At 34.2% G+C, this 12,474-nt stretch carries 8 protein-coding genes; 5 read left to right on the top strand and 3 right to left on the bottom strand.

The features are described 5' to 3' along the window. Positions 1 to 7: 7 nt before the first annotated feature. From AABB81_RS00895 to AABB81_RS00875, 5 genes are all read left to right on the top strand, one after another. Positions 8 to 1,417, top strand: coding sequence for a TolC family protein (locus tag AABB81_RS00895; RefSeq protein WP_342157974.1), 1,410 nt, complete (start codon positions 8 to 10; stop codon positions 1,415 to 1,417). 127 nt (positions 1,418 to 1,544) lie between these two features. Continuing rightward, a complete protein-coding gene (locus tag AABB81_RS00890; protein ID WP_342157973.1) occupies positions 1,545 to 2,012 on the top strand; it encodes an Hsp20/alpha crystallin family protein in 468 nt (155 codons plus the stop codon). Between the two features lie 458 nt (positions 2,013 to 2,470). After that, positions 2,471 to 4,621, top strand: a complete 2,151-nt coding sequence (locus AABB81_RS00885; protein ID WP_342157972.1) for an ATP-binding protein — start codon at positions 2,471 to 2,473, stop codon at positions 4,619 to 4,621. After that, positions 4,599 to 5,669: a response regulator gene (locus tag AABB81_RS00880; RefSeq protein WP_342157970.1), complete on the top strand. Its 1,071-nt coding sequence runs from the start codon at positions 4,599 to 4,601 to the stop codon at positions 5,667 to 5,669. The genes AABB81_RS00885 and AABB81_RS00880 overlap by 23 nt, the downstream gene beginning before the upstream one ends. A gap of 145 nt (positions 5,670 to 5,814) precedes the next feature. Next, positions 5,815 to 6,315 carry a hypothetical protein gene (locus AABB81_RS00875; RefSeq protein WP_342157968.1) on the top strand — a complete coding sequence of 167 codons (501 nt, stop codon included), beginning with the start codon at positions 5,815 to 5,817 and terminating at the stop codon, positions 6,313 to 6,315. A 411-nt stretch (positions 6,316 to 6,726) separates the two neighbouring features. On the opposite strand, the gene AABB81_RS00870 is transcribed toward AABB81_RS00875, so the two are convergent. From AABB81_RS00870 to AABB81_RS00860, 3 genes are all read right to left on the bottom strand, one after another. Then, on the bottom strand, positions 6,727 to 7,395 hold the full coding sequence (locus tag AABB81_RS00870) for a BON domain-containing protein (RefSeq protein ID WP_342157966.1): 669 nt from the start codon (positions 7,393 to 7,395) through the stop codon (positions 6,727 to 6,729). A 132-nt stretch (positions 7,396 to 7,527) separates the two neighbouring features. Continuing rightward, a complete protein-coding gene (locus AABB81_RS00865; RefSeq protein WP_342157965.1) occupies positions 7,528 to 9,249 on the bottom strand; it encodes a sensor histidine kinase in 1,722 nt (573 codons plus the stop codon). Positions 9,250 to 9,253: 4 nt separating this feature from the next. Continuing rightward, complete coding sequence (locus tag AABB81_RS00860) at positions 9,254 to 12,220, bottom strand: CheR family methyltransferase (protein ID WP_342157963.1); 2,967 nt, start codon at positions 12,218 to 12,220, stop codon at positions 9,254 to 9,256. Positions 12,221 to 12,474 lie beyond the last annotated feature (254 nt).

The raw sequence follows: 12,474 nt of genomic DNA, 5'->3' as shown, positions 1-12,474 counted from the left end.
CAATCGAATGAAAAGGTTCATAATTTATTTACTGTTGATTTTTGTAACGAACGAGATGTATGGAACGAATCCTATTGTGGAGGCTTTTACTTTTGAAACCTATTTGAGTTATGTAAAAAAGCACCATCCCCTTGTTAAACAGGCAAATTTAACCTTAAATATAGGAGAGGCGAATCTTTTAAAGGCCCGTGGCAGCTTTGATCCAAAAGTAGAAGTTGATTATAACAGAAAGGAATTTAAGAATACGGAGTATTACAATGAATTAAACGCAACCTTTAAAATTCCTGTTTGGTATGGTGTGGAATTCAAAGGGAATTTTGAAAATAACACCGGTGCTTTCTTAAATCCGGACATGACCGTTCCTGAAGAAGGTTTATACAGTGCCGGCGTTTCCTTGGCCCTGGCTCAGGGACTCCTGATGAATGAACGTATGGCCACTTTAAAAAAGGCAAAGTTTTTTCAGGACCAAACAAAAGCCGACAGGGATTTGCTCGTTAATCAATTATTATATGAGGCCAGTATTGCTTATTTTAACTGGCTTCAGGCCTTTAATGAAGAACAGATCTACACTGATTTTTTAGAAAACGCCACAAGGCGTTTAAATGCCGTTAAACAAAATTATTTAGCAGGTGACAAAGCTGCCATTGATACACTTGAAGCTAAAATAACAGCTCAAAATTGGTCATTGGGGTATGAAGCAGCTAAATTAAAACGTCAAAAAGCCGGATTGCAGGCCAGTAGCTATTTATGGCTTGACGATGTACCTTTGGAATTTGAAGATTCGGTTTTTCCCGAGTTGCCAACTGAGGCAATTCTCAACAGTTCCCTGTTATTGCAAACCATGTCGGCAGATTCTTTGATACTTAGTGACCATCCAAAGCTGAGATCTCTTGATTCTAAAATGGAATCCCTCAAAGTTGATCGTCGTTTAAAGTCAAATAAATTATGGCCGAAACTTGATGTTCAATATAATTTCCTTGCATCAGATTATGAGAAACAGTATTTGTTCAATACCTCTAATTACAAAGCAATGGTAAATTTTAGTATGCCTATATTCTTGCGAAAAGAACGCGGTGACCTCAAGCTGGCAAAGTTAAAACTGCAGGACATCAATTATGAAATAAGCGCTTCATCACTGGCTTTAAAGAATAAAATTACCGCTGTAAATACAGAAATTGTATCGCTTACCAACCAACAGCAAATTGTTCAAAACATTGTAGCTGATTACAAAGTCCTGCTAAAAGGAGAGGAGCGAAAGTTTTTTTTGGGTGAAAGTTCACTTTTTCTGATCAATTCACGAGAACAAAGCCTGATCACTTCGCAGCTAAAGGAGAATGATATCACCGTAAAAAAATTAACAGCAATAGCCAAATTATTTAATGTAATGGGTCTGGCCCCTGATAGCCGTATGAATTGAATGATGGTGGTCATGGAAAGGTAGATTTTGATATCTATTTTGCCTTACTGACCCACGTCATTTCTCAACTGGTTTTTCGGTTTTATTTTTGCGTCATAAATATTGTTTAACCTTAAATTGTATAATTATGTCTTTAGTAAAATTTAAAAGAAGAAGACCCCTCACAAATTTAATGCCTTCAAGTTTTCTAGACATGGATGATTTTTTTAACAATCGTTTTTGGAACAGAGACCTGCTAAGTGATGATTTTTGGAATGGTAAGTCAAGTGAACCAGCATTAAATATTATAGAAACAGATGATAATTTTGAAATTGAGCTGGCAGCTCCGGGGTTTTCTAAAAAAGATTTTGAAGTAACAATTGCAGATGGATGCCTTAATATTTCGGCAGAAAAATCAACTTCAAAAAAAGAGGAGGATAAAAACTACACCAGAAGAGAATTTAGTTATAATTCTTTTGACCGCTCATTACAACTTCCTGATAGCGTAAAAGAAGAGGCCATAAAAGCGAGATATCACGATGGAATATTAAGCTTTAATTTAGCTAAAAAAGAAGAAGCCAAGAAACAAAAACCAAAAGTGATAGAAGTAGTATAAGGTTTTGTTTTAAGTCAGTATTATTCAAATAACTTCTTGAGATAAGCATCTTTAAATTTATGAATAGTCTCCACTTACCTACCCGATTTAGAGATGCTTTGATCATTTTTTAATTAAAGAATATACATTTCACCGAATAATCCAAATTCATATAGCAGGTACAAATGTTTTTACCTCATTCCTTTAATTAATTATTTCTTCATACATCAGTAATTCATACTGCATCCAGGGTTCATTTCAAAAGAGCTATTATTGTGAATTTCGTCAACATATAGCATCAAAATAACCTTTATCAGTTTTGTTGGTATAGAATTGAATCTATGGTTATTATCCTTTGAAATTCAATTATATTACTTTATTTTTATATAAAATATAAGTGTCATGGTTTTAAAATATATTGGATAATATTAAATTCTACACATAAGGTTCAGAAAAAATAATTCATCACATAGCACAGAATGGATAGCCCAGTTGAAGACATAAAATTATTGCGCAACATTGTCCAATATTCCTCTGAAGGTATCTTGATTGTAGATAAGAATGGCATCATCCTTAATGTAAATCAATCTGCCGAACAACTATTCGGTTATGATCATGGAGAACTAATCCATAAGGAACTGGCCTTTATTTTTCCGGAAGACTTTATAAATTATTTTGAGGCCCATAAAAATGATCAGCCCGACATCAGCAGCAACTGCTCAAAGAAGTTATTCCATGGAATTTACAAAAAGGGATTAAAATTTCAATTAGAATTAAAATTCACAAGAATTTTATCTGATAACAACTCTTTAGTGATCCTGTATGTTAGCGACGCGAGAAGTCATAATCACACCCTCTTCCTAAAAAAAGAATTTAGGAATATTTTAATGATGATAGCGCAGCATAAGCCTATTGAGTCAATCGGTGATCAGCTCATAAAAACTATTGAATCATACATTAAAAATGGTACAGGAGCCCTGTTAAAATTAGATGAGCGTACCCATACATTACGAAAATTAGCAGCACCAACTCTCCCTTTGTGTTTAGGTAGTCTTATTGATGAGATAACAATAGGTTCTGAGGTTTTTTGCAGTGGGATGGCCGCTTACGAAAAAAAAGACGTCATCATTGACAACATTACAGATAGCTTACCGGACGATAAGCTTAAAAAAATATTGGTAAAGAATAATTTTAAGTCGTGCTGGTCTTTTCCAATCCTGTCCTCTAATGAAAAGCTATTAGGTACTTTGGTTATCTATACTAAACAAATTGTAAAACCTGAGAAGCTTGAGAAAGAATTTATACGCGATGCGATTCAATTGATGAGCATAGCGATTGAGCAATATAATTCACGCATTATTTTACAACAGAATAAAATAGATCTTGAAAAATATAATATTGAATTAGAAACTAAAGTAAAAAAACAGACCGGTGAGCTAAGTGCCACCATACAGAGCCTTGTAAAAACAAATTTGAATTTAAATGACCAGATACAAATTGCCAATGAAGCCGTATCCAAAAGACAGGAAAGTCAGTCACTATTTTTAGCAATTGCAAAAAATTTTCCCAAAGGAATAATTGCAGTGATTGGATCAGATTTTCTGATCAAATACATTGAAGGAGAAGAATTAGACACTATTGGATTAAAAGAGAAAATATATGAGGGCATTGACATTAATGAAATCAATATTTTTTCTAATAATCAAAAACAAGAATTAAAGGAGAAAGTCATAAGAACGCTAAAAGGAGAACACTGCTCCTTTGAAATAACATTCGGGAATAATGCATATTCGGTAAATTCTACTCCTCTAATTGATGCCAGCACCAATAAAGCACAAATTTTATTAGTGTTTACCAATATTACAGATCAAAAAATAATTCAACTGGAAACGTTGGAGAACCTTAGAAAGGAAAAAGAGTTAAATGAACTTAAATCTGGTTTTATTACGTTGGCTTCACATGAGTTCAGAACCCCTCTTAGCGTTATTCTTTCGTCGACAATTCTCATTGAAAAACAAAATTCACCTGGAAATGAAAATAAGATAAAGAAATCTATTGGGAAGATAAGATCAAACGTAAACAGTTTAAGGGTAATTCTTGACGATTTTCTATCTTTAAGTAAATTAGAAGAAGGGAAAATTCAAAGCCAGCCCGTTCGTTTTGACCTGATGGATCTCTCAAAATCGTTGATAGAAGAAATCAAGCCTTCTAAAAAGACTGGTCAGACAGTTAAAATTTGTAGTGATCTTGACGAGATGCAAGTTTACCATGATCCAAATTTAATACGCTATATATTAACGAATTTATTATCTAATGCCATGAAATATTCTGCAGATAGTGACAACATTAGTTTACAAGTTAGCCATAGCGGTAAACAAGTAATACTCGACGTTAAAGACAATGGTATTGGTATACCTAAAGAAGAGCAAAAAAATCTGTTTCAACGGTTTTACCGTGCCTCTAATGCTGCTCATTATCAAGGTACAGGCCTAGGATTGTATTTAGTTAAGCAATATACTGAGCTGGTAGGAGGAACTATTAATTTTAAAAGTGAATTATCAGAAGGAGCGACCTTTTCGATAGTATTGCCCGTAAATCAAGTAAAGGATGAAAAAAGTATTAGTCATTGAAGATAATAGGGATGTAAGAGAAGATATTGCTGATATTTTGGAGTTGTCAAACTACAAAGTAGTCACTGCAGAAAACGGTAAAACAGGTATTATCAATGCCGAAAAGTTTGTACCGGATGTTATCATTTGTGATATTATGATGCCTGAAATGGATGGTTATGAAGTGCTGGAAACTTTGAGCAGGAATGAAATAACAGCTAAAATCCCTTTTATATTTTTGTCAGCAAGAGCAGAAAGAACGGATGTGAGAAAAGGTATGAACCTTGGAGCTGATGATTATATAACCAAGCCATTTGAAGAAAATGAATTAATCGAAGCCATAGAATGCCGCATCAAGAAAAAGGAATTTTTAACAAAACAGTTCTTGAAAAACAGAGAAAGTCTACATGAATTTATAGAAGAAGCGTCCGATTTATTGAATCTTAAGCGGGTTATACAATATCATCCTGCAGAGAAGTATGAAAAAAAAGACGTCGTTTTTATGGAGGGTGATAAGGTATCCAAGTTATACTTTATTGAAAAGGGCATTATAAAAACATCCCGAATTACAGAATCCGGCAAAGAGTTTGTTACAGGAATATATGGTGCCGGAGACTTTGTAGGTCAATTATCTTTAATCAGCAATAGGTCAAATTACACTGAAACAGCTACTGCTATCGAGAATGCTGAAGTTTATGGCATATCAAAAGAAGATTTTAACACCCTTCTATATGAAAATAAAATGGTGTCCAAAAAATTTATTGACATGATCTCCAACAATTTAGTCGATGTACAAGAGCAACTTATGAATATGGCTTTTGCACCGGTTAGACAAAGAGTAGCCAAAGCCCTTTTAGAGTTATATCATAAAGGTTTTATAACAGATGATAGAGATTCAGGCGTTGGCATCCCCAGAGAAGACTTTGCCGGGATGATAGGTACCGCTACCGAAACTGCTATAAGAATGCTAACAGAATTTAAAGGTGAAGGACTCATTACTACCGGTAAAGGCAATAAAATAATATTGTTGAAAAAAGATGTACTTGAGTCTATTTCTAATGCTATTTAAGACCAAAAACAAATAGCTTACATTTTTTTGAAAAAAAAAGTAAAAGATACTTATACAAATTGATGCAGGTCATTACTTTTTAACACCTACAATTTTAACTTAGCATGAAATGTAGACAAACATATTCTTTAGTATTTTCCTCATTGTGAAACATGAATTATTTTTAGAAAGTCAAAAGCTGATTTTATTCAGGTCATATCAGCATTTCTGTCAGCTGGAAAAAGTTTTGAAATTTTTTGATAAAGACATTATTTCAAGATTAGAATTATCAATTTTAGGAAAATTTCCAAAAGACAGCTATGAGAATATGAATGAATTTGAACAAGATGTTTTGAATTTAGAAAGGAAATGGAAAGAATTGCTTGACGATTCAGTGGATTTTGGGTATTTCGAAAATTCTGAAATTGGCCTTGTATATGTAGTTGGCCCTTTGACTTCAATTTTTCTATATAAAATCAATGAAGCTCCGCTTGGGGTTATTTCAGCGGGTCCTTATGGTATTTTGAGGGGTCTTGGCGCAGAAGAAAAACAAACAAGAGCCTATTTTCGGCTCCTTAATAACGGAAGTAATTTACTTATTTTACGTGGCGAAGGGAATGACTTATTTGATGCAGAGAATTTAATGGATAGCCCTCACTCACAATGACACTCAATTAAAGCAGCACACACATAAAACAGAAACAGGAAGTCAGTGCTTCCTGTTTCTCATGAAAAAACAAGTCTCTTATTTTTTCAAACTGATACATTTCTTCTTCCAGCAATTATACTATAATTATTGTTATCTCATCATTTGCAACAATGTTGCTAAGGTATTCTGATGTATTTAATCAAACAATGATCCAGGTCAGTTTGACATCATTTTAAGATTCATGTTATGCCATAACCATATCCAAGTATATCATTTTGATATAAGAAAATACTTATGATTTGTAACTATTATCCCTCCTCATTATGGCAAATGACATTGGTTTCATGCCTTTTAAATAAAAATCCCAAAAGTAACCACAAACACTGGAGCTTTTCAAATCATGAGCATATATGATTCATTTATAGAACCTTAAGCATATTCGGCTCGATATTGGATTTTAAGTTCATTCACAACATCGTATACATCAGGTGCCATATAAGCTGCTGCTTCTGCATCTTCTCTTTCTTGAAGGGAACTTACCCTGCCTTTTAAGGTGACCGTATGACCACTAGTGACAACTTCAATATCTTCAGCATCAACATTAGCCATCCTTGCAAAAGCTTTTCTAATTCTATCTTTGACTTCAAATGGTTTGATGCTTTTTTTCAAAGTAATATTGTTCACCACTTTTTTAACCCCAAGTAAGTTTCCAACTGTTTTTTTAGCAGCTTTCTTTTGGTAATCCCAGGCTACTTCCCCTGATAAAATAACCCATCCATCTTCAACTTTAACTTTAATATCCTCATCAGGCACAGCAGAATTCCATTCCAAGGCTTTTATTACAGCCTTTGCAACTTCCTTATCTGTTTTTTTATAGCTTATGCCATATTTTACCTCAACGTCTTCTGCTATGGCCCTAACACCTTTTACCCTTTTTACCGCTTTTTCTGCCGCTAGTTTCTTAGAATAACTGTCTACAACACCACTTAATGTTACAACTCCATTTTCTACAATGACTCCAATTTGTGTTTCATCAATGTCTGGCTCCCATGCTAATTCATCTAATACATCTTCTTTAATTTCTACATCAGTTCTCATAATATTTTTATTAATAATTTGCTATAAACAAAAATAAAGAGAGCGCTATAGATCCGAAATGACGCAGGTCATTTAGATCGTGTTTTTTAAAAAAATATAAATCCATAGTAGTAATCCGGAAAGGATTTGAATTTAAGGCTGTAACGGCAGTACCAATTCAAATGTACTCCCCTCTCCCATTTTGCTGCTAAACATAATCGTGCCGCCGAGCAGCCTGACGTAATGCTTTACAATACTCAATCCAAGACCTATGCCCTGAATATGAGCCACATTTTTTGCTCTGAAAAATTTTTTAAACAGATCCTTATGTTCCTTTTCAGGAATACCCAGTCCTTTGTCTTCTACAACAATTTTTAAAACCTTTTTATTTACAAAAGATCTAATTTTCACATCGGTTTCTGAATATTTTATGGCATTGGAAACCAGGTTTAACAAAATATTACGTAAAATCTTTTTATCGAGAAAAACTTCTGCGGAACCTTTTGGAACATGCTTGATTTTCTGGTTTTCGGTAAGCATCCACTCAAAATCTTCTATGATTTCAGCAATAAATTCATTTAAATCAAAAGTTTCTTTTTTTATTGCCACAATTCCACGTTCAAGCTTATCAATAGACAGAAAGTCTTCCAACACACTTGTAAGTTGATGTACCGATGATTTGATGCGTTCAATATGCCTTCTCTCCTTGGCATATTCTTTCATGTCATTATATCTTTTAATTAAAAAAGTCGAAGAAAGGATGCTGGTAAGTGGTGTGCGAAACTCATGTGAAGCCATAGACACGAAGGCACTTTTCATTTCATTTATGTTTTTCTCCTTGGCAAGCGCTTCTTTTAATTCTTTGGTGCGCTCTTCAACTAACTGTTCTAATTCTTCAGTATATTTTTGTTTCCTTAGTTCTAACTTTTTTCTTTCTGTGACGTCTTCTCCTGCTATAAGTGTTCCTATATGCTGCTTGTGATTATCTAGCAATGCGACGTTAGTCCATGACATCAAACGCGATTCGTTGTTGCCACATTTTATATAGCTTTCAAAATAGGGGATTAGCGAACCTTTTATTTTATGTCTGCTTTGGTCAATCAGAGAAACTTTATCATGATTTTCAAAATTTATAAAATTTCCAAACCAATGTTTCCCAATGATCTCCTGTCTTTTATATCCTAAAAGTTCACATCCTTTCTTATTGATCATTTGCACCTTATATTCTGTATCGATCAAGAGAAAAACAACAGGTGCCAGATTAAGATATTGCTGTATTTTTTCCTTTTCCTTTTGTAAACTTTCATGTGATATTTGCAAAGCTTCAGCTTTTTTGAGCTCGGTAATATCGCTTAATGATACTCTGCAAACTGCGGTTTTGTTTTTTTGGTCCTTTGTAATAACTCCTTGAAGCAAGGCCATAAAATTACCCTTGCTTTTATGTTTCATTTCAATTTCAAATGAAGGTAGCAAACCTGTTTCAAAGGCTTTTCTTAAATTTAAAAATAAGTTGCGGGACTGACCTTTTGAAATATATGCAGACAATGGTTTTCCAATAACAAAAGAACGTTCTATACCGAGTAAATCACAGCCGGTGAGATTGATATTTTTGATCTCTGCTCTTTCATTTAATACAATATAACCAATCGGAGCAAAATCAAATAAATCTGTATACTGATCGCGGGACTCTTCAAGTCTGTGTTGAGTTTCTCTCAGTTCTTCATTTTGCATTTCCAGTTCCAACTGGTGTACCTCCAATTCATGAAGCAGGCTTTGAGATTCCTCTAAGGTAAGGTCCTTTATCAAATCAGTTTTCTCACTGATTATTTTTTCTGCCTTAGCGCGTAATTTACTTTCTGCAGAGCTTTTTGACATTGTCTCATTCTTTATATTTCGATAGTTCTTGCTGTATTTCGCTCAGTTCTGTTATATCGGTAGAAGTACATGCTATCCCTTTTAATTTATTTTTGTCGTATAAGGGCCTCACCGTTAAATCGTGGAATTTAATATCACCTCCCAATGTCATAGCGACTGTTTGTCGCATTGATTTACCTGTTTTTAAAACTTCATTTTTAATTTTATTAAGCTTTTCAGCTTCTTTTGGGGTGAAAAAATCCTTGTCAGTCTTGCCTTCAATATTTCTGAATTTGACATCCGGATACATATTAATAATCCCTGTATAAACCAGATTCTCATCCTGTGTGTACACAACAGTCTTTGTTGACTCCAGCAAGTGTTCATAATTTTCCTTGATCTTATTTAATTCCTCTACAAGAGATTTTTCTTTTGTAATATCAACAAAAGTAATAACCACACCTTTAATCACATTCTGTGATGTTATATAAGGCATGATCTTCATTTGATACCACAGGCCATCATTGCTTTTTACAGATGTAGTAAAGGCTGTGAGCTTATTAAGTACATTCTTTATATCCGAGACAAGAGAGTCATATTTAAGATTAAAAGATAAATGCGCCACGGGACGACCCAGGTCAGTTGGAATCAGATTGATAATTCTGGCCATAGATGGGGTAAAACGCATGATATTTAACTTTTCATCCAAAAAAATAGTTCCGATATCCGTGCTTGCCAATAAATTATTCATATCGTCATAGGCCAGGGCAAGCTCATCTATTTTACCCTGCAGTTCTGTATTCACAGTGATAATTTCTTCGTTAACACTCTGCAACTCCTCTTTTGATGTTTCCAGTTCTTCATTGGTGCTTTGTAATTCTTCATTACTCGATTGTAATTCTTCATTCGAAGATTTTAACTCTTCATTAGAAATTTCCAACTGTTCAATGGTAGATCTTAAATATTCTTTAGTGGTGGCAAGTTCCTGTTCTAAAGCATTTATCTCAGAAATATTTTCAGGCTCACCTATTTTAGGTTTAGATTTTTTTTCTATAGTTGTATCCAAATCTTCAAAGGTAATCATGAGATAGCCCACATCGTTTAATGATTTATTTAAAGGCCTTACAGAAAGTTTAACATTCTGGAAACTACCATTAGTTTTAACTTTAATATGACTATGCACTTCCAAGCTTTGGCTTTTTCGAGTTTTTGAAATAATAGCTCGAAGTTCTGCCTTGAGGCCCTCTCTGGCCATATCGATTAAATTCAATCTGGCCTCACCTGGTGAAGGTTGCAAATATTTACCCGTGTTACCTGAAAAGTATACGGCATCGTCTTTACTGTCTATAATGGCACAAGCCGGAGCATAATGTGCTAGTAAAAGACGTTGTGTTATTGTGGCTAAATTATCTTGTTGAACCCTCTTAAGAATAGGAACAGGAGGGGTTTTTATGTCACGCAGGGGCTCATTAAACTGATACCCTAACCGAGGCATTTTATCCGCATGCACATTTTTACGCTTAAAGATTTTACTTTTCCGGTCTACCACCTCAAATATATCTCCATATTCTCCGAGTGATTCTGAGCTGCCCAAAAACAAAATCCCCTTATCCAATAATGCATAATGAAAAATGGAGAATACTTTTTTTTGAGCTTCTATATTAAGGTAAATCAACAAATTTCTACAGGAAATCATATCCAGTTTTGAGAAAGGGGGATCCTTGATAAGGTTGTGCTCAGCAAATATAATTTGATCTCGTATTTCTTTTTTAATACGATAGCTTGACCCTTCAACATAAAAATAATTATTCAGACGGTCTGTTGTGACATCTGTTATAATCGTATCAGGATAAACACCTAAACGAGCAATATTAATAGCTTTTTCATCAATGTCCGAAGCAAAAATCTGAACTTTAATATTTTTATTTTGCTTAGAAACAATTTCATCAAAAAGAATAGCAATGGTATATGCTTCCTCTCCTGTGGAACATCCGGGAATCCAGATTCTAATCGTGTCGTTATCAGACTTTTTTTCTATGATTTTTGGTATAACCTTTTGTCTTAAAAATTCAAAGGGTTCCTTATCTCTGAAAAAACTTGTAACTCCAATAAGTAATTCATTAAATAATTTTATGACCTCTTCACTGTTGTTTTGCAGGTATTTAATATAATTTTCAAGCTTAATTATTTGGTTGATCGCCATCCTCTTTTCTACCCGGCGTATAACTGTGCTGTCTTTGTAATCACTAAAATTACAACCGGTTTCATTGCGTAACAGGATATAAACCTTTTCTAAAAGATCTTTGGTCCTAACGACTTCTATCGGCTTTACTATGGGCTTTAAATTCCTGTTTTTAGAATACTTAACAAGTAGTTTCGGAATTTCTTTAACCGGCAATATAAAATCCTGAGCTCCTGCAGTAATAACGCTGCGTGGCATACCATCATATTGAGCTGTCTTAGGATCCTGCACTATGGTTAAACCACCATGCCCTTTAACATCTTTAAGGCCCAAGGTGCCTTCAGTACCGGTTCCGGATAAAATAATGCCAACGGCCCTTGCTCCCTGATCATTTGCCAAGGACCGCAGGAAAAAATCGATCGGCTTTCTAAATCCCCTGGCCAAAGTAGGTTCCATAAGATGCAGAATACCATTAAGTATGGCCATATCCTTATTTGGAGGAATTATATAAACATGATCTTTTACTACTTGGTTATGATCTTTTACTTCACTCACCTGCATTTTGGTATACTTTTTAAGCAAGTCTACCATCAGGCTTTTATGAGTAGGATCTAGGTGCTGTACTATTACAAAAGCCATTCCGGGGGCATCAGGCAATTCTGAAAAAAACTCCTTAAAAGCTTCTAATCCACCAGCTGATGCGCCCATGCCTACGATAAGAAATGCATCTTCTTTCTTTTGTTTTGTTTTCTTGTTCGCAGTAACTTTATTCGTTTTAGCTTTTGGCGCCGAGTTTTTTGTGTTTGCCATAAAATCACCTTATTAATAGAACTATGCCGTTGGGTAAATTACATTTTATCAAGTAATAAATATAATTATTCTTCACTAGATATCCCATTTTCTTGATGATTAAGATTTTATTATTGCCTTGATATGAAAATTTTAAATTTTTAAAAAAACCGCTTGCTCTGCATATAATTTGATTTCCCAAAATACCCAATACCATATCCAAAACACCACCTGACAAACTAAATACACAATGGCTTCTATCAAAATCTGGGTAA

The organism is Lutimonas vermicola (genome assembly GCF_038433205.1).
Lineage (GTDB): Bacteria > Bacteroidota > Bacteroidia > Flavobacteriales > Flavobacteriaceae > Lutimonas > Lutimonas vermicola.
The sequence above is the reverse complement of the archived record's forward strand: the minus strand, read 5'-3'. Positions and strand labels throughout refer to the sequence as shown.